This window comes from Caballeronia sp. LjRoot31 (assembly GCF_964253885.1).
Lineage (GTDB): Bacteria > Pseudomonadota > Gammaproteobacteria > Burkholderiales > Burkholderiaceae > Caballeronia.
Window position 1 is genome coordinate 1,792,644 of record NZ_CAXURX020000003.1, and the last position, 18,981, is coordinate 1,811,624.

General features: G+C 58.8%; 18 protein-coding genes. 2 read left to right on the forward strand and 16 right to left on the reverse strand.

The window, feature by feature from the left end:
• Positions 1-46: 46 nt before the first annotated feature.
• The 14 genes from ACSQ8V_RS36725 to ACSQ8V_RS36790 form a co-directional block, all read right to left on the reverse strand.
• A complete protein-coding gene (locus ACSQ8V_RS36725; protein WP_436209266.1) occupies positions 47-658 on the reverse strand; it encodes an MFS transporter in 612 nt (203 codons plus the stop codon).
• A 26-nt stretch (positions 659-684) separates the two neighbouring features.
• Complete coding sequence (locus ACSQ8V_RS36730; protein WP_436209107.1) at positions 685-1,620, reverse strand: LysR family transcriptional regulator; 936 nt, start codon at positions 1,618-1,620, stop codon at positions 685-687.
• Positions 1,621-1,722: 102 nt separating this feature from the next.
• A complete protein-coding gene (locus ACSQ8V_RS36735; RefSeq protein ID WP_436209108.1) occupies positions 1,723-2,880 on the reverse strand; it encodes a CaiB/BaiF CoA transferase family protein in 1,158 nt (385 codons plus the stop codon).
• Positions 2,881-3,945, reverse strand: a complete 1,065-nt coding sequence (locus ACSQ8V_RS36740) for a CoA transferase (RefSeq protein WP_436209109.1) — start codon at positions 3,943-3,945, stop codon at positions 2,881-2,883.
• A 1-nt stretch (position 3,946) separates the two neighbouring features.
• The gene (locus ACSQ8V_RS36745) at positions 3,947-4,729 is read right to left on the reverse strand and encodes an enoyl-CoA hydratase/isomerase family protein (protein WP_436209110.1); all 783 of its coding nucleotides are present in this window, start codon (positions 4,727-4,729) and stop codon (positions 3,947-3,949) included.
• The gene (locus tag ACSQ8V_RS36750; RefSeq protein WP_436209267.1) at positions 4,719-5,123 is read right to left on the reverse strand and encodes a Zn-ribbon domain-containing OB-fold protein; all 405 of its coding nucleotides are present in this window, start codon (positions 5,121-5,123) and stop codon (positions 4,719-4,721) included. The genes ACSQ8V_RS36745 and ACSQ8V_RS36750 overlap by 11 nt, the downstream gene beginning before the upstream one ends.
• Before the next feature lie 9 nt (positions 5,124-5,132).
• Positions 5,133-6,251, reverse strand: coding sequence for a thiolase family protein (locus tag ACSQ8V_RS36755; RefSeq protein WP_436209111.1), 1,119 nt, complete (start codon positions 6,249-6,251; stop codon positions 5,133-5,135).
• A gap of 283 nt (positions 6,252-6,534) precedes the next feature.
• Entirely contained in the window at positions 6,535-7,800 is a 1,266-nt protein-coding gene (locus tag ACSQ8V_RS36760; protein ID WP_436185023.1) for a porin, read from the reverse strand.
• 156 nt (positions 7,801-7,956) lie between these two features.
• Entirely contained in the window at positions 7,957-8,715 is a 759-nt protein-coding gene (locus ACSQ8V_RS36765; protein ID WP_436185024.1) for an HpcH/HpaI aldolase family protein, read from the reverse strand.
• Between the two features lie 10 nt (positions 8,716-8,725).
• Positions 8,726-9,814 (reverse strand): 3-isopropylmalate dehydrogenase, encoded by a 1,089-nt coding sequence (gene leuB / locus ACSQ8V_RS36770; RefSeq protein WP_436185025.1) that lies wholly within the window; start codon positions 9,812-9,814, stop codon positions 8,726-8,728.
• Between the two features lie 51 nt (positions 9,815-9,865).
• A complete protein-coding gene (locus ACSQ8V_RS36775; RefSeq protein WP_436185026.1) occupies positions 9,866-10,378 on the reverse strand; it encodes a 3-isopropylmalate dehydratase in 513 nt (170 codons plus the stop codon).
• Complete coding sequence (locus ACSQ8V_RS36780; RefSeq protein ID WP_436185027.1) at positions 10,375-11,634, reverse strand: aconitase/3-isopropylmalate dehydratase large subunit family protein; 1,260 nt, start codon at positions 11,632-11,634, stop codon at positions 10,375-10,377. The genes ACSQ8V_RS36775 and ACSQ8V_RS36780 overlap by 4 nt, the downstream gene beginning before the upstream one ends.
• Positions 11,635-11,824: 190 nt before the next feature.
• Positions 11,825-12,976, reverse strand: coding sequence for a 2-methylaconitate cis-trans isomerase PrpF family protein (locus ACSQ8V_RS36785; protein ID WP_436185028.1), 1,152 nt, complete (start codon positions 12,974-12,976; stop codon positions 11,825-11,827).
• Positions 12,977-13,095: 119 nt separating this feature from the next.
• Positions 13,096-14,526, reverse strand: a complete 1,431-nt coding sequence (locus ACSQ8V_RS36790; protein ID WP_436209112.1) for an NAD-dependent succinate-semialdehyde dehydrogenase — start codon at positions 14,524-14,526, stop codon at positions 13,096-13,098.
• 880 nt (positions 14,527-15,406) lie between these two features.
• On the opposite strand from ACSQ8V_RS36790, the gene ACSQ8V_RS36795 reads away from it, so the two are divergent.
• Positions 15,407-16,660 carry an MFS transporter gene (locus ACSQ8V_RS36795; RefSeq protein WP_436209113.1) on the forward strand — a complete coding sequence of 418 codons (1,254 nt, stop codon included), beginning with the start codon at positions 15,407-15,409 and terminating at the stop codon, positions 16,658-16,660.
• Positions 16,661-16,782: 122 nt separating this feature from the next.
• Positions 16,783-17,682, forward strand: a complete 900-nt coding sequence (locus tag ACSQ8V_RS36800; RefSeq protein ID WP_436185031.1) for a cupin domain-containing protein — start codon at positions 16,783-16,785, stop codon at positions 17,680-17,682.
• 203 nt (positions 17,683-17,885) lie between these two features.
• Here ACSQ8V_RS36800 and ACSQ8V_RS36805 read toward each other — a convergent pair whose 3' ends face one another.
• Both ACSQ8V_RS36805 and ACSQ8V_RS36810 read right to left on the reverse strand, forming a co-directional pair.
• Positions 17,886-18,158 carry a transposase domain-containing protein gene (locus ACSQ8V_RS36805; RefSeq protein WP_213763628.1) on the reverse strand — a complete coding sequence of 91 codons (273 nt, stop codon included), beginning with the start codon at positions 18,156-18,158 and terminating at the stop codon, positions 17,886-17,888.
• Positions 18,159-18,536: 378 nt separating this feature from the next.
• Positions 18,537-18,962, reverse strand: coding sequence for a cupin domain-containing protein (locus ACSQ8V_RS36810; RefSeq protein WP_436185032.1), 426 nt, complete (start codon positions 18,960-18,962; stop codon positions 18,537-18,539).
• Positions 18,963-18,981 lie beyond the last annotated feature (19 nt).

Genomic DNA, 18,981 nt, shown 5'->3' on the forward strand with positions numbered 1-18,981 from the left:
GTTCCATGCTTCAACTTAATCTGGATGCCATCGCATTCCTTGCGATTCACTTCGGCATAGTCGCTTTCGGCAGTCCCGTAAAGAACATGACGGATATCAACGTCATGCAGCCAACCGCGGTGAAGGCAGGCATGAAGTCGGCCGGGCCGGGAAGCGCAACATTGCTGCCGTATGACCATGCGGTCAGGGACAGGAGCGCCGCCCCGATAGCCACTCCCAGGCTGACCGACAGTTGCTGCGCCATGCTGGCGAGCGTGGTTGCATGACTCATCCTCGCCTTAGGTATTTCCGCGTAGCCGATCGCATTGAGCGTGACCATGGCCAGCGCATTGAAGAGGCCGCCCAGGATCAATGTGCAGAAGATCAGCACGTGCGAGGTAGTCGGCCGGAACTGGCCGTAAAGGCCATAGAACAGGCTGGTGAATATCGTTGCGCCGACCAGCAGCCGGCGAAAGCCGAGACGGCGCATCGCGACAGTGGTAATGGTGCGCGTGCTCAGGGAGCCGAGCGCGGTTGCCATCGTCAAAAGTCCGGAAGTCATCGGCGACAGTCCGAAGCCAAGCTGCAACATCAGCGGCAGCAGGAACTCCGACGCGCCGAGATATTCGCAGACTCGTGATAATCCGGGTCCTTGCGTAAAGACTGCCGCCTGGCAGATTCCCGGTCGTCATGACGGGATCGACCCTATGACAGGACGCCTTCGTGACACGGCAACTGTTCCCAGTTCGGCGTTGGCGGCACCAGTTTCGACAGGAAGTCGATAAAGACACGGATACGCGGCGACAAGTGCTTGTTGGGCAGATAGACCGCGGACACCGGCGTTCCCTGGGGCACGTAGCGGGTCAGCAACATCTTGAGCTGACCCGCCCGTATTGCGTCGGCGGTGTACATGGTGCTGAGCATGACGATACCCAGACCGGAAATTGCGGCCTCCAGCAAGGATTCGGCGCTGTTCATGTTGACGCGCCCTCCCACCGTGAGATGCAGGGGACGCCCGTTTTTTTCGAATGTCCAATCCCGATAGCGGCTCATCTGAGGCCCCATGTAGGCCAGGCAATGATGTTTCGCCAAGTCCTCCGGGTCGCTCGGCTCACCGTGACGGGCGATGTACTCCGGCGACGCACAGGCGACGAAATTCAGCGTGCACAATCTCTTCGCTATCAGCCGCGCATCAGGGACCGTGCCTCTCACGATAGCCACATCGACGGGTTCATAGGCGAGGTCGACCACTCTGTCGCTCAACTCCGCCTCGATCGTTATGCCGGGATATCGCTTGGCAAACGCGAAGAGCGCAGGGGCGACTACTCGCCTGCCAAACCCGACCGGCATCGTAACCCGGATGGTCCCCTTGAGAGATCCGCAGGTTTGCCGCAGCCCGTCTTCGGCTTCGGCGATGGCCCCCAACACTTCCTTGCAACGTTCAAGGAAGCTCAGTCCGTCGTTGGTGAGATTCACCGAACGTGTCGAGCGGTTGAACAGCCGCACCCCGAGTTCCGCCTCGAAACGCGTGATGATCTTGCTCACACCGGAACTGGTGATTCCAAGAACGCGGGACGCATCCGTGAAATTCTTGGCCTCCGCTACCTTCACAAACACGAAAATGTTGTTCAGGTCTTTCATGTTCGTCTCCTCGCCGCTCGCGTTATCGAAATCCGCGTCTCAGGCTTTGAATCATCATGCGACACTAGCGAGCAGACCGCCAAGGCAGGTGTTTCCGATTCCTCAACCCGCCTTGTCGGGACGGTTGGAGAAAATCCTTTCGCTCACCAACGCATCGAACTCTTCCTGACGAAGGCCCATAAGGTCCAAGGCCACGCGCTCGTTCGCTTCGCCCAAAGCCTGCGCGGACACGAACTTATCGCGGCAATGTTCGCCAATCTGCATTGGCAGCCCTTTGACCTGCAATCCCTGATCATCCCTGGAGAAGGCGCTCGTCGTGGAAAGCCGGTCTGGATCCTCGCGCTGTCCTGCCTGCAACACAACCTCGGCAGCGGCAAACGCTCGCAGCCGTCGCGCGGCCGTCGCCGCCGGTTGGACGGCGATCCAGCCTCGCAACGAGTCCGGTGTCAGTGCTTCCCCGATCAGGCTTGCCGCATCCGCTGCAGAAGCGCGCCCGACCGTCACCGCGACCCACTGATCGTCCTGCGCCCTGAACAGTCCTTCGACTGCAGCCGGCACCCCGATCGGATACGACTCTAGCGGGTTTCCCTCAGCAGCCGCAACTAGCGCTTCCCCGACGAGGAAAGAAGTCAGTTCCCGCTGCGAGAGATCGAGCACGACCCCTGTTCCCGTGCGGTGCCGCTCGACGAGCGCGGCCATGATCGCGCTGGCGGCAAACAGTGACGCGACCTGATCGGGGTAGTTCAGGCCGCGACCGGTGATCTTGGGGGTTTCCCCAGCATAACGCATCAGGTATGCAAGGCCGCTGGAGGCCTCGAGCGTCGAGCCGAAGGAGGTATTGCCGGAATCGGGTCCCGTCTGCCCCTGGCTGGAAATCGACGCCAGGATGATCCCCGGATTCGCCGCGCAAAGCGTTTCGTAATCAATCCTGAGGCGCTTCAGTACCCCTGCCCTGAAATTCTCGACCACGACATCGCTTTGCGCGACCAGCTTCATGAAGAGGCCATGGCCGCGCTCGCTCTTGAGGTCGAGACAAACGCTGCTTTTGTTCCGGTTGGTCGCCCTGAACTGTGGACTCTCGTTCCACCAATTTGGTGCATTGGTCGTTCCCAGCCATTCGCGAAACGGATCCGTATATGAAGGGCCCTCGACTTTGATCACCTCCGCGCCCAGATCGGCGAGCACGGCCGACGTGCTGGCCCCGGCCGTGATGATTCCGAGGTCGAGCACGCGGATTCCTTGCAGAGACTCGTAGGTCATTTAGAGCGTCCTCCATGAGTACTCGCGCACTGCCTGCGTCAAGGGATATCCGTTCCAAAGGACCGGCAGACGCGGAGAAAGAACGCCGCCGTCCCTTTCGAAGAATTCCCGGTAATGCATCTGCGGATCGTCGATCACTTCCCGCGGCGGTAAAACCGCTGAGAAAGGCAGCCCGAGCGACTGCGCCTCGGCGACGATCTCATCCCTCGACCTGTCAACAAGCGCGTCCGCAATGATGCTGCGCAACTCGCCGAGGTGGTTCGCCCTGACTTTCAGCACTTTGAATTCTTCCGCTTCGAGCCGGGTGCTGCGCATCAGCCGGGCCAAAGCCGGCATGTCCCGGTCCCTGAAAATCGCTGCGACAAACCCGTCGCGGCAACGCACGACCTCCCACTCCTCCTGACGATTGACGCCTGTCTCGCGCACTCCGCTCACCGAGGACATTCCGTGCTTCCAGTTGAGCCACGTCGCGACCTCGCTGGCTGCGACCTGTGCCGACTGCGACTTACCTGCGAAGAGTTGCGAGCAGTGCAGCGCGAGCAAAGCGGAAAACGCCGTCAACCCCGTGGCATAAGCCATCTGATAGCCAGGAAGCGCCAAGGGAGGCCGGCCCGCTTCGCCAACAATATCCAGCAAGCCGCTGACGGCTTGAATCGTGAGCTCGCTCTGCGCGCGCCGGTCCGACTCGAAGCTCGAACGCACCAGCACCTTGCGAAGGTTTCCCCATTGCTCGGCCACCCCGGCATCGTCGGTGAGCAGATAGCTGCCGGGCTCCTGTTCCGCAGGACTGTCGACGAGTTGCTTGGAATCGAGCAAGAAGCGAGACGCGGCGCTCGATCCGTCCGCCATCAAAGGTGCCCAATTGCGCATCGGGTCACCGCCTTCTGGCTGGACCCGCTTGACGCGCGCTCCCATGCGAGCAGCCAGCATCCCGGCAAACGACACCGCAGCGCGGCCGATGTCACAGGATTGCGGCCCGAATACTTCGATGACATCCAGACCATCCAGCGGGCCCACCCTGGACCCAGCTGCGGATGCTGGCGGAAAAGCGTTCCGGTATGGCATGTCAGTTTCCTTTCTCGCCCGGCAGCGCATCCTTGAATGGATTCGCATTGGCATTGCGCAACTGGATTTTCGCGTTGACGAGTTCGCCGTATTGGAATGCCTGACGCAAATCGCGTATGTTCGCGGGAATTTGACCGATAGCCTGCTTGGCCGCAGACAGCGCTATAGGGTTGAACTGCGCTATCCGTTGCGCGAGTTCTTCGGCGCTAGCCATGAGTCGCGCCGGCGGAACACACTGGTTGACCAGCCCCCACTCCACGGCCACGGCCGCGGTGATCCGCTCGGTTGTCAGCATCATCCATGAGACTCGCTTGCGCGAAAGAGCCAGTTGCGTCGACGGGCCCGCCATGGCCGGGTAGGTACTGAAACTCATCTCCGGCATGCCAATTTCGACCGTGTCGGCCGCGATCGCCAGGTCACAGACGTTGATTAGCGTAGCTCCGCCTCCCAATGCAAGACCGTTGACGGCGGCAATGAAAATCGACGGATGCTCGCGGATCGCAACATTCACGTCGATCCATTCCGCCGACGCGGAGAAATCTCCCCGGGCCACGTCGTCCGCCCGCTCCTTCAGATCGATGCCCGCGCAGAAAGAGGACCCCGTTCCCGTGAGGATGACCACCGGGAAGCGACCGTTCAGATAACTGAGCGCCAGCATCAGGTTTTGCCGGCAACTGCGATTGACTGCGTTTCGCTTCGGTTCCCGGTTTATCGTCAGGATGGCGAACGATCCCCGATCCGTCACGACGATATCGCCCCATACTTTCTGTTCGTCACTGCGCATTGGCATCCGCCCACACAAAAATCGGCACGTTCACGTCGCCGCGCCGTTCGAACCGCAATGACACACGCCGGCCAATTGCAATTTCGTCGTTTGGAGCGTCGATGTTCGTCACGAGATCGAAGCCCTCGTCCAGACGAACCATTGCAACGTTATAGGGGATGCGTTCAGCAAATCCAGGGAAGTACTTCTGGTGAAATACCACCCAGGAAAGCACTGCCCCCTCGCCCGTGCTTTGGATCCAGTTCCAACTGCCTTTCGGGTTGTATGGGCTGACAGGAGAGGGAGGAAACCAGGTTTTCTTCGTGGTCTGGCACAGTTGCACCATCAGCCGGTTCTCCGAGCATGCGTCCCAGAACGGCTTGTTCCATACGTCGATTGCGGGTTGGGGCATCATGATCACGGTCTAATCTCTCCTGAAAATCAACGAGCTCGAAATATTCGTCGCGGCGGTGTACTGAATGGCCCGCGCGTTCGGAATCTGCCGCTCGCCACATTCGCCGCGAAGCTGGCGCGCCGCTTCCGCGATCAGTCCCCAACCCTGCATGTAGCTGTCGGACAAGTGGCCGCCGTTCGTGTTGGTGGGCCACCGGCCCCGATTTAGCTCCAGCGTGCCTCCTTTCACGAAATCCGCGGCTTCGCCTTGCGCGCAAAACCCCATGCCTTCCAGAGTGAATAGCACCGTTGGAGAGAAGTTGTCGTAGATCATCAACCCGTCGATATCATTGCGGGATATCCCGGCGCGATCGTAGACTTCACCGGCGATCTTTTGCAGGACCGGATACCAGTAGTCAAGCCGGGGAGCGGCTTCATCGAACACGTCATAGCGCGAATATCCCGAGAGCAAGACCGGTGGTTTGCGAAGATCCTTTGCTCTATCCGCCGACGTCATGATCAGGGCCACACCGCCGTCGTTGATCTGGCAATAATCCAGCAGCCTCAAGGGCTCGCAGATAGGCCGCGACGACCGATGGTCGCCATGCGTGATCGGTGTCCGCATTAAGGCTGCCGGATTCAGGCACGCGTGCTTTCGGAAAGCGACCGCCACGTCTCCAAGCGATTCGGTGTCTGCGCCGAATTGATTCATGTAGGCTCGATACATCATGGCGTGCGTCGCTCCGGGAGACGTCATGCCCCAGGGGTTCCATTGCCCCCCCTCGGCGCCTCCGTAAAGCATCCTCTTTGACCGGCCATTGTTGCCATAGACCAATGCCACGGTGTGGGCCGCGCCTGTCGCTATCGCTTGCGCGGCAACCATCACTGCAACCGACGCAAAGCGTCCGGCCATGTCAATAGGAAGGCAGTAGCGGGGATTGACCCCCGTCATCAATGCAAAGCGCTCATAGGACGGGATCCGGGAAACCAGAAGCCCGTCTATGTCACCGTGATCCAGTCCTGCGTCTTCCAGCGCCATGTTCAAGGCCGCCGCGCCCAACCCATAGCTGTCATTGTCGGGAAACGATCCCGACGCCGTTGTCCCTACTCCTGCAATGCAAACCTTGTCGCGTAAATCCCAGCCGTCCATGGTTACTCCACTGATTACTCTTCGTTAGGTATGTTTCAGAAAACGTCTCATGTCGAGTTTCTGTTTTCGGTAGTACTACAAATAATATTCACGCTAGATATCCGATAAACCAGGCCAGTTCCACAGCATCGCGCGCTAACGCTCCAGTGATAAAAATTATAGAGCCGCGCGGGTTGGGTATTAGGACCCTGGTGATCCGAACAATGATGACCCACCGTCAACAATGACAAAGATTATCCGTGATTCGACTGCATCGCGGGATCTGCCACGCCAACATCTCCGACTAGAACCTGACGCGGATACCCGCCCGCACCAGCGCCTCGCGGTTGTTTGTCGAGCCGCCCGCCAGATACTGCCCCGCTGTGGCGGAAGTACCCGTGGAATCGATGCCGGACGCGATCTGATAGACGCCCACGAGTGTGAGGTCCGTGCGCTTCGACAAAGCGTAAAGCGCCGACACCGAAACCTGGTTGTAGGTAACGCCACCGGTATCGTGCGTACCGTTGCTCAGGAGCCGGCCAAACCGGACGCTGCTGCCGCGGGTGTATGAATAGGCAACTCCGGTCAGGAACGACGGCGTCCATTGCCAGGTCAGGTTCGCTTCGATTGCATTGAAGATCGCGGTGCCTTGTGCACCGGTGGCCGATGGAGTCAGCCCGGACCCCGCCAGCGAACTCTGCATATCGCTGAACTTCGTATTGGAGTAGATCAAGCCGATCTTGGCCGGACCAACCTGATAGGTCGCCGACACGTCGGCGCTCTGGTAAGAATTAGCGCTAACATAGCCGCCAAAAACAGGAGTGCTCGTTGTGGTAATGCTGCTCGTAGCGGTCCCCAGCGAACCGGCCGCGATGGCGCTGTTGCTGAAGTACGATGTGTTTGGCTGATTGACGTGCAATATGGCAGCTGCCAGAGCCACCGGACCCAGTGCGTAGCCCAGTCCGAATGAGTAGATCTGGTTACGTGCAACCGAACCGGCTACGCCGCCAAAGCCGTAGAGTGCTTCAAACGACACGCCGTACAAAACCGGGCTTCGATACTTCACCGAATTATTGATGCGCTGACCGACGGTTTGTCCGTTTACATCCCCGGGGAGCGCAGCGTATGACGATCCGATCGTATCGGAAAACGTCGCCGGCCCGATAAACTCCGTGATAGGGTCGTATTGACGGCCCATGGTGAATGTTCCGTACCTCTTGTCGCTCAACCCGACATACTCCTGGCGGCCGAATTCCAGTCCGCCATTTCCGAGCGCGCCGTTGTTCAGGTTGAATGCGTTCTCCAAAAGAAACACGGCTGACAAACCCCCGCCGAGATTCTCCTCCCCTCTCAAGCCCCAGCGGCTGCCGCTGACGCCATTGGTCGAATCGAGCCAAAACCGCTTGCCCCCAACGTTGGGACTGGCTGCCGTATTGGCTCCGCCGGTCTTGACGTTGGACGTATAGACCGCGGCTTCATCAATGATTCCGTATAGGGTCACGCTGCCCTGTGCATGCGCCACCGCGCCGAAACTGCCGAGCACCGCGAAGGCTACTATTGATTTTTTCATCGACTGTCTCCAACATTTTTATGATTAAAATTTGACGAGTTACCCGCCCGCCGATGGCGGGCAATCGGTCGTCCATCCACTGCTGCAAGCCCGGCTGGAAAGCCATCGACCCTTGTCAGCCCCGCGCAGAAACCGTGCGAGGCCGCGTGAAACGCGTCAGACCTTCATCTGCGCAACGGCGTCGTTCGCCCCGGCAGTTATCAATCGTGAATCGTTTGAACAGGTCACGAAGCGAAACCCCAGATCGAGCATCTTTCGGGCAAATTGCGGACTCGAGGTGTGCGTGCAAGGAAAGACGCCATGCTCCTTCGCTTTAGCAAGAATGTAGCGAATGGCGTCCCCCACTTCACCTTCCATCGTGTCTGCCTGCGGTCTTCCGGTAAGCGACAGGCTTAGGTCTCCAGGCCCCACGTAAATCGCGTCGAGGCCTTCGACTGAGCATATTTCGTCGATCCGATCCACCGCCTGCGCCGTCTCGATCATGGCGAAGTTCAGGACGGTATCGTTCGCGCCAGACAAGTAATCCGTGCCCGCATAAAGCACCGCTCGCAAAGGCCCCCAACTGCGTTTCCCGCGCGGCGCATAGTGTGTGGAGGCCACAAGCAGCTCGGCGTCTTCACGCGAATTGATCATCGGGCAAATGATTCCGTACGCGCCTGCGTCCAGCATCTTCATGATGATGCCGGGGTCGAGCCACGGCACTCTGACGATCGGTGTGACCGAGGTGGTGGAGATTGCCGTCAACATGCTTAGCGCGCATGGGAAGTCAATCATGCCGTGCTGCATGTCCACCGTCAGCGAATCGAATCCTGCTTGCGCCATCAATTCCGCCGACAGGCTGCTCGGCAACATCAGCCATCCATTCAGTACAGGCTTGCTATCTGTGAGCAGCGTGCGCACGCGGTTTTCACGCATGACCCTCTCCTTATGTCCTGGAAGCCCTGGAGAGCGCGGCTACTACCGCGTCGCCCATTTCCGCCGTACCGGTTAGGTGTGATCCTGCTTCGAAAATGTCCTGGGTTCGCAGCCCCTCGGCCAGTACCGTTCTAACTGCCTGTTCGATTTTCTTCGCGTCCTCTTCCAAATCGAACGTGTGACGAAGCATCAATGCAGCCGAAAGGATGGCGGCCAGCGGGTTCGCCACATTCATGCCCGCGATGTCCGGCGCGCACCCGTGCACGGGTTCGTAGAGCCCCTTCCTGTTCAGTCCCACGGCGGCAGACGGAAGCATGCCGATCGAGCCTGTCAACATGGCTGCGGCATCCGACAGAATGTCGCCGAACAGATTAGGCGTCAGCATCACGTCGAACTGCTTCGGCGAACGCATCAAGGTCATCACGGCAGCGTCGACATACAAGAACGACAGTTCGACGTCCGGGTAACGCTTTCCAACCTCCGTTACGACTTCCCGCCACAGCGCCATGGTTTCCAGGACGTTGGCCTTGTCCACAGAGCAGACTTTCTTCCGCCGTTGCCTGGCAGTCTGAAATGCGACATGTGCGATCCGTGCAATCTCCGATTCGGAGTACCTCATAGTGTTGAACCCGACGCGTTCGCCAGATGAGGTCGTCTCGATGCCTCTCGGCTCACCGTAATAGATGTCTCCGTTCAGCTCCCGGAGGATCATCAAATCCAATCCTTCGACAACCTCGGGTTTCAGTGTCGAGGCGCCGAGCAATTCGGGAAACATGAATGCCGGCCGGAAATTGGCAAAGAGCCCAAGCGACTTCCTGAGCAAGCGCAGCCCGGTCCTGTTGCGCAATTCCGCGGGAAGCGCGTCATAGGCAGCGCCACCGGTAGCGCCAAACAGAATGGCATCGGAGCGCTTCGCCAAATCCAGGGTGGCGGCAGACAGAACCTCACCCTCACGCTCATACGCCGTCATTCCCATCTGCCGTTCGACGATATCGAATCGGGACCGGCCCCCATCCAGGGCATGCAGCACCTTGACCGCCTGCGCGGTCACTTCTGGACCTATACCGTCACCAGGCAGTACTAAAACACTGTATTCCATATGTAATCCTTATTAATTGCTCGACCCGATTAAATCCATTTCCTTGGTTCGCTAACGGGTCGTATCGGACGCAAGCGGTTTTATCAGCCCTTCGGCTTCAAGCATCGGAAAGATTCCCCCACCGCGCATCATCGCAAGGAACCTAGGCGGAACCGGCAAGGGTTTCAGAGTCGTTCCGGTGCGCGGATTCCTCACGATCCATTGCTCGAGGCACAACTCCGCGGTATCGCCTTCGTCGAATATGCCGAGTACACCGGGACAATCCAGCGCCAGAAATCCCAGATTGATACAGTTCCTAAAGAAGAGGCTATTAATCTGTTCCGCGAGCAGATATCCCAGCTTGAGTTCCCTCAGCGACCGAGGGGCCGGCCGTGCGGATCCCATTCCGAAATTTCGGCCCGCGACGATCACGTCCCCGGCACGCATTTCGTCGACCCAGCTCGGACGATTGGCAGAAAATACATGGCGCAACTGTACGCTGACTGGCTCACGTATCACCCGTCCTGGCATGATGAGATCGGTACTGATGTCATCGCCGAATTTCCAGACCCGTCCGCTTATCACTGCATCTCTCCCTGGAAATAGACTGAGGGATCTGCGATGACGCCGGCAACCGCCGATGCCGCGACTGTGGCCGGCGAGGCCATGTAAATGCGCGCTGACGGGTCCCCCATGCGGCCCTTGAAATTTCGGGTGCTGGCCGTGATGCAAGTCTCGTTCGGTCCGAGCACGCCCATGTGTCCGCCGATGCACGCCCCGCAAGTTGCAGGCGTAACCACGGCGCCGGCGTCCATCAGAATTTTGACGAAACCCGCATCGACTGCGGCCCTGAAAATCGCCTGCGAACCAGGGGTGACGATCAGGCGCACGCCCGCCGCCACGCGTTTTCCCTGCATGATCCTTGCCGCCACCGCGAGATCATCGAGGGTTCCGTTGGCGCACGAGCCAATGAACGCCTGATGAATGGGTATGCCCGCGGCGTCATGCGTCGAAACCGAATTATTGACTACCTCGTCCGGAAGAGCGACCAGGGATATGATTTCGGCAAGATCAATGGTTCGTACTTCTTTATATTGCGCATCCGAGTCCGGCCAGCGCGGAGTGAAGGGTGTCGGGTTGCGCTCCCGGACATAGGTGATCAATGTGTCGTCAGGCTCAAATATCACGAACTGCGCAGAGAGCTCAGCCCCCATGATTGCGATCGTACGGCGGGCGTTCAGGCTCAGGCCAGCCATTCCAGGGCCGCCGAATTCAATGTTCTGGTTGACGTGACCACCGTAGCGCCCGGCAATGTGAAGAAAAACGTCCTTGGCCGATACGCCGGGCCCCAAGACGCCATGCAGGTTGTAGCGAACAGTCTCTCCGACCCGGAACCACGCTTCCCCTTTCGTGATGGCCAGGTACAGGTCGGGAAATCCAACGCCTCGGGCCGCGCAATTGAATGCCCCCGCCCCGCACGCGTGAGAATCCCCGTTCACCATGACGGTACCCGGCAAGGCATAGGCGTAGTCGCTGACAATGACGTGACTGATGCCCTGGTCGAAACCCACGTCGTGCATACGCGTTACGCCAAAGCGACTGGCGAACTGCCGGCCGACGCCGTGGGCTGCGGCGCTGCTCGCCGACGAAGCGGGTACCAGGTGGTCATACACGATCACGACTTTCGAAGGATCGGCGACGTGAAGAATTTCGCGCCACGCTCCCTGGGCAAACATCCCGTCGATGATCACCGAGGTTTCAACCTGGGTCACAACCAGATCATCGGGACCCACTGCTGCGCTGCCGCTCGCATGAGCCAGTATCTTTTCGACTATGTTCATGCCCATAAACCGTCTGCGATTGAGATTGTTGATTGAGAATGAGCTTACTCGTGCAGCCCGGGTGGATAAACGCGTTGACGATACGTACAGCGATGCCGCGGCGTCATCAATGCGCGGCATATTCTGTCTTGAGGATCCTCGTCTGCGAACGAGAGTGATGCTGCTTCAGGCTATTCACAGCCTGAAGCAATCAATACCCGGATTGCTTCAGGTACACGGTCCCGTCCGCGAGACGTCGCGCGGTACGCAGGATTTTCGCGGAATGCACCGTGCGGCCCGTCGACGATTCATCCACTCGCGCCTCCACCCCAATGACGCCCGACGGATGCCCGATCTCGATCAGCTCCCGTGACAACGCCCTCTTGGACAGGTAGCGAGACGGGATCGAACCTTCTATGCGGCAGGCAGCACCCGTGCAGGCGGTGCCCGTCGTCGCCAGGGCCTGGGCCGTGCTGCCGGTGGCGTATGACCGGCACACGAGGTCGATCGACTCGGCATGGACTTCCGTCCCGTCGGTAAATTTCTTATACGTGGTCGGCTTCTGCACCGCGATCAAGAGCGGTATCGCAGGCGACACCCGCGAGTCCCAGTACTCGCCCAGTCCGACTTCATGCGCCACCGCCTTGCGAATTGCATTGATCCGGGCGACCAGGGCGATATCGCCGTCGATTTGGGCGGGAGTCTCCGTTCCGGTCATTCCCAACGAGTCGGCGGCAACGAACACGACGAGATTCGCACAATCGACCACCGTCACTTCGATCGACCCGTATCCTGGTACAGGCAAGTTGACGGCCGGATCGCCGAGCGGCAGCAGCTTCCCTGTGGTCGCGCCGGCGGCACGGCTGAAATCCAATGCAATCGGCGCGCCGCTTCCAGGCACGCCCCCGATCGTCAGTTGTCCTTCGATCAAGGGAATACCGCCGCGGACCTGGACTTCCGCATGAATGACCTTGTCGGTGTTGATATTGTGAATACGGACCGTCGTGACCCCTTCTTCCGGTGCGACCAGGCCCTCCTGGATCGCATACATGGCCACTGCCGACGTCAGATTGCCGCAATTGGGCTTGAAGTCAACTTCGGCGGCGGAGACTCCGACCTGCCCGAATAGATAGGTCAAGTCGGTTTCAGCTCGAATAGGCTTCCCGATGATTGCAACCTTGCTCGTCAGTTTGTCGGCCCCGCCCATGCCGTCTATCTGTCGCCGGTCTGGACTTCCAAACAAATCAAGGATGAGCGGCACCAGCCTCGCACGATCCGCCGGAACATCGCCTTCACGGAGGAAGACACCTTTGGAGGTGCCCCCGCGCATGAGGGTGAACGGAAGAGACATTTGCTTCGTCATTGTGATCCCTTCTTCTAAAGATACGGATTCGTCAGGCATGCAAACCTAAGATATGCCAGACGCTTGCTAATAGCCGCCACTGATGTGGTCACCTGGAATAGCGGTTGAGCAGTCCTTGACTACTGCCACGCCTGGGCGATGAATTTCGTGTTCAGGTAGGCCTCAAGACCTTCGCTACCGCCTTCGTGCCCATAACCGCTGTCCTTGATCCCGCCGAACGGCGCCTCCGGAATCGAGACGCCAAGGGTATTGACCCCCACCATCCCGGCTTCAAGGTCATCCGAGATGGCTTGCGCCGTCGATAGAGACCGCGTGAAGGCATAAGCCGCGAGTCCGATGCTCAGGCTATTCGAATGCCTGACCACCTCTTCGTAGCTCTTGAACGGCACCACTGGCACTAACGGGCCGAAGACCTCTTCCTGCATGAGAGCAGCGTCCAGAGGCACGTCTCGCAAAACGGTCGGTGCATAGAAATTGCCTGTTCGTCCAACCCGATTACCGCCGGTAACGACGCGAGCACCCTGCGCGCGCGCCTTGTCGACGAACCCTGACACCGCCTCGAGGCGCCTCACGCTGGTGAGCGGCCCCATGTCCATGCCCGGCTCCAGGCCGTTGCCCACCTTGAGCTTTTCACTGGCTGCGCTTATCAGCGTCAAGAAGCGCTCGTACACGCCCTCCTGTACGAAGAAGCGGCTCGGACAACTGCACACCTGGCCCGCAGTCCTGAACTTGAAGGGCATGATCTTCGCCACCGCGGCGTCGACATCTGCATCGTCGAACACGATCACCGGCGCGTGGCCACCCAACTCCAGCGTGATGCGCTTCGGAGCCTGAGCCGCCTGCGCCGCCAACAATCGGCCTACTGCGATGGACCCGGTGAACGATACCTTGCGTATGTGGGGAGAGTTGATGAGCCGACGCGAGATGTGGGAAGGAACGCCATAGACGACGCTCAGCACGCCGTCAGGCAAGCCGGCTTCCATCAGGATCTTTGCCAGGGCGACGGCGCCCGAGGGCGTTTCCTCAGCGGGTTTGAGGATGACCGAACAGCCCGCGGCAAGTGCCGGCGCCAACTTGCGCGTGGCGGTCATCAAAGGCCAGTTCCACGGCGACAACGCGAGCACGGGACCAATGGGCTCTTTCGTTACCATCTGCCGCACGCCGGGGGCGCGTGCCGGAATGATCCGGCCGAACGCACGGCGGGACTCCTCCGCGAACCAGTCGAGATAGTCCGCTGCGGAAGTCACCTCCATCGTGGCCTCCTGCAAGGTTTTGCCGTTTTCCCGGGTGATAGATTCCGCGATGCTCGCGGCGCGCTCACGCATGAGTTGCGCAGACTTGCGCAACACTGCGCCGCGAGCGAGTGCCGAAACCCGGCGCCATTTTTCAAATCCCGCTACCGCTACCTCGGCCGCTTCATCGAGGTCCTGATCCTGAGCGACGTGGAACTCGCCTTCAACCTGTTCGGTTGCCGGGTTGACGATCCTGGCCGTCTCCCCATTGCTCGAGTTTCGCCATTTGCCATTGATCAAGAGTTGCAAGGTGAACATGTTCATCATCCTGGAAGTGAGCGGTGCGACCGTTGAATAAGACGAGAGATAACTGACTGCGCCAACTATAGCTTGCAGTCGCGCAGCGATTGCGCCGGGTGAAATCCGAACAGAGATGACACCTGTTCATTAATATCTTGAGATCCTCTCTTCACCTGCATTCCGACATCAAGAGGCCTGTCCGATCGGAATGCCTCCACGTATTACCCTTCCGAAATCCGAACAGTCATGCCTGCGAGTCAGCAATGACGAAGGCCACGGGTTCGCTCCCTTGGCCCGGACGGCTGGCATCTCCTTAGCCGGCATGCCTTTGCAAAAAATCGCCGCGACCGCAGCGGCCGGAAATCCCGCTGAAAGGCGGACTTATTGGCACCGGCAAAAGTGCCGTACCTGCTGTTTTCACAAATTGACATGCCTTGAACCCGCACGTAAAGTCGGCTGCAATTCCACCAGCAAAAAAAGCTGTGCATTGCTGCGGCTAGCGAAGCGATCGCCGCAGCTTCCATAGTGTTATAACGCGGGTCAAATGCGCGCACCGAGTGCGGCCAATGAATGTGGCCAATGAGTGCGACCACATCAATACAAAGGATATCTAATTGGAAAATTCATGCTTTCTCTGGCATACGCATTCCGACGCGAATGCCTCGCTCATGCAGCGGGCCACGACCTTGCCTGACCGGACAATGACGATGCGGCATGGATCACGAATTACACGGTCCCCATACAATGTCCATATCGCCTACGGGCTTCGACAAGGCCATCCTCGCCAAAGCGTTAACGCTCGGACGCTTCGTCACTTGCCCCTTCCGGCGGCAACAATTTCGCCGTCAACCAACTGGAAATCATGATGTCGTTTCGTCGGGGTTGGATCGCTGTATTCTTGTTTACGCTCGCGATGATCAACTACATGGATCGCGTTGCTCTGTCGATGGCCGCCACTCCGTTGGCCAAGGAATTCCATCTGTCTTCAATTGCCATGGGGTACCTCTTTTCTTCCTTCATCTGGAGCTACGCCCTGTTGCTCCTGCCGATGGGAATCATGATCGACCGTTTCGGTGCGAAGCGGATGGCGGCTTGGGGGGTATTTGTCTGGTCTCTCGCGACTGCGTTGACAGGCCTGTCCACCAGCATTGTCACCCTCTTCGCTTCACGGCTGATCATGGGAGCGGGAGAATCGACGAGCAACCCGATCGGGGCGAAGGTGATACGTCAGTGGATCCCGGTGAAGGAGCGCGGCATCATGACATCGCTCTTCACCGGCGGCTCGTATTCCGGGCCGGCCTTCTGCTCGATCATGCTCGGCTCATTGATCGCTCTGTATGGATGGCGGGCCTCGTTCATCGTCGCCAGCGGCATCGGTTTCGTATGGCTTGCGGCATGGCTCGTGTTCTTCGATTTGCCCGAAAAGGTACGATGGCTCAAGGCGGACGAACGTGCAAAGATACTGGATGAGCAGCGCCCGAGAACTGTCGTAACCGGCGAAACGGAAATGGCGAGTTTCCGGTCGCTACTGCGTACCCGAACGCTCTGGGGACTGGCGATTGCGCAAGGATGCAATGCGTACACGCAATATCTGCTCTTGACCTGGCTGCCGAGCTATCTTCAGGCAACCCGTCACATGAGTATCCTAAAGACAGGTGCGTTCTCGGCTGTGCCTTACGGTACGGCGGTGGTTGGCTGCATCCTGATCGGCACCCTGAGCGATCGTTATCTCAAGAAAAGCGGGGTAAATTCCGGTCGCCGCAGAAATGCCGTCGCCTTGGCGTTAATCGCCGGCATGGCGATTTTTGCTGTGCCATTCACATCGAGCATCAGCGCACTGCTGCTGATCTTCTGCGTTACGCTGACCGGCAACGCGTCTACTTCCGCCCTGAACTACGCGTTGTTGAACGACCTTCTTCCCAACCCGGGCGATGTTGGGAAAGCCACGGCATTCATAGTACTGGGAGGCAATGTCTTCGGTCTGGTGGCACCCATTGCCACGGGCTATGTCATTGCAATGACGGGCAGCTATGACTGGGCGTTCGGAATAGCCGGATTTCTCCTCCTGGTTGGCGCGGTCGTTACATTGACCATGACCCGTCAGCCAATGACGGCGAGTGCAGGACGGGTTTGTACGCCACATGTTGCTTGATTTTCGCGAGCAGCCCGTTCGTTCAACGCAAGACGAGCACCAATAATGACGCTCCCGTAGAGTGAACGGGCTTCGAGAGTCGACCCATAACATTGCATCTCGCCAAAATGCCGTGAGAACCCATGACAACATACGTCGATAGAAGCCGATACCTTACCCTTGATGAAGGATTCAACCTGGGGCGCCCGCAGGTGCCTGCTCATATCTTCAGCCGGGAGCGCGACGAGGCACTCCTCGAGCATGACGATTCGGTACGTATTCCTTGCGATATGAAGTCGGTCATCGGCGGTGACGTAGAAGCAACGGCCCCGCTTTTGCTTGCTTCCTACGTCAGGTTGAAACCGGGAACACCGCTCGTGCTGACGAGCGGCGCGACATCCGAGATCTTTTACGTCATCCAGGGCGCAGGCGTAACGACCTGGGGTGATGAGCAGATACGCTGGCAAAGCGGCGACGTTTTTCTACTGCCTGGCGGGGGCGAGGAGACGCATTGGGCGGAGGGCAAAGCGAATGCCGTCTTATGGCAATGCACTAACGAACCGCAACTCGCCTACGAAGGCGCCCTTCCGCCGCCGATCGACAAATCCCATATCCGGCCTACGCATTACCCCCAAGCGGCCATGCATCGGGCGTTGGCCGACGCAAAAAAGCTTGAAATGAAAAATGGCATGAAATCGATGGCGATCATGCTTGCGTCGGAGTCGTCGAAGTATGGAACTATCACGCCAAGTTTGACGTTGGCGTTGAATTCGGTCGCTGCCGGGACCTCCCAGATTCCACATAGACACAACTCAGTTGCGATCTCGCTCGTATTGGAAGGAGAGTCCTGTTATTCGATTGTCAACGGTAATACGGTGCATTGGTCCAGGTTTGCCACCTTCGTCACGCCAGGCGGTGCATCGCACTCTCACCACAACGAATCTCCCGGGAATGCTTTACTGCTTATCGTGCAGGACGGGGGGTTTTATTACCATTGCCGTACGATGGGATTCGCCATAGTCGACACACCAACGCCTTCATGAGTTGTCGGCGTCCTTGGAACCCGAACGGAAATGTGTATGGGCCAATTCCCTAGTTGACGACCATCTCCACATGCAGGCGTTGACGTATTTCGAGAATACGTCGGGGATCATCAAGCATTTTTCCGACAGCGAGATAGAGGCAATATAGCTCGGCACTGGGTGCCTGCCGAAGCGAGTCGAGAATGTCCATGCTTAGAGGTGTTTTAACGGGCGAGCGGCAAGAGCTCATGCACGCGATTGACGGAATAAGACGGCAATTGCTCAAGCGTTCGCTTGAGCCACGCGTAGGGCTCGATCCACGCAACGCCGCATTCCGACAAGTTCCGAAACCCGTAATCCTGCGGCGAAACGAACCGTGAGGTTCGACTCGCCCGAAGCGTGGGTTGACCCGCCGCTTCAAGCCAGGCTTCCCAGTCGCGTGGACGGTTTTCGCTCGTTAGCCAGGTCTCAGTAACAAACTGCTCAGTGGTCCTCATGCCCGAACGGCGGAGTAGGGACGGACTCGCAATCACGATATTTGATTCTCGAAACAACGGTCACGACTGAAATTGGCCGCCGTTCGGTACATCCCGCCGTATTGCAACATCGAAGCTTCCACTGAATGCAGGCTCCGATGCGTTTAAGCCGAGTATGACGGGTATTTTATATTTTACTAAGGAGGCTATCATCCAGAGAAAGGCCGCCGTCACGGACTAGGCAGACGGTCAGATGTTCGGGAACGGCGCAGGTGAGTGACAGGCAAAAGCCGGCCTGAAGGAGGCGTGGAACTGACGCGCTCAAATCGACGACAATCGCACCTCCGCAGACTCGCCCGCTCTAACAACATCTCAACCGGCATACGCCAGGGGCCGCCTTTAAATCCACTGGTCGTTCTCGACAGTACGCTCGCCCTTCGCGCCATCGCCCGTGTTCACCACGCCTCTCGGCTCAATCAGCAGCATCTTCACTTCTGCGTTGGCACGGGGCCTATGCTCGATGCCCTTCGGCACCACGGCCATCTGACCGGCGCGCAGGACGATCGTATCGTCGCCCGAAGGCCCCCCGCGAACGTCGATACGCAACTCGCCTTCGAGCACAACAAACGTTTCGTCGGTATCGGCATGCCGGTGCCACGGGAACTCGCCCTCGACCTTCACGACCTTGAACTGATAGTCGTTCATTTCAGCGACGACGCGCGGTTGCCAGTGCTCATTGATCTGCGCGATCTTGCCCGCCAGGTCGATGGTCTGACACTGGCCGCGCTCGGCGGGCGTGGTGGTGGGGTTCGAGGATTGGGACATTGTTCTCTCCGTTGAAGGG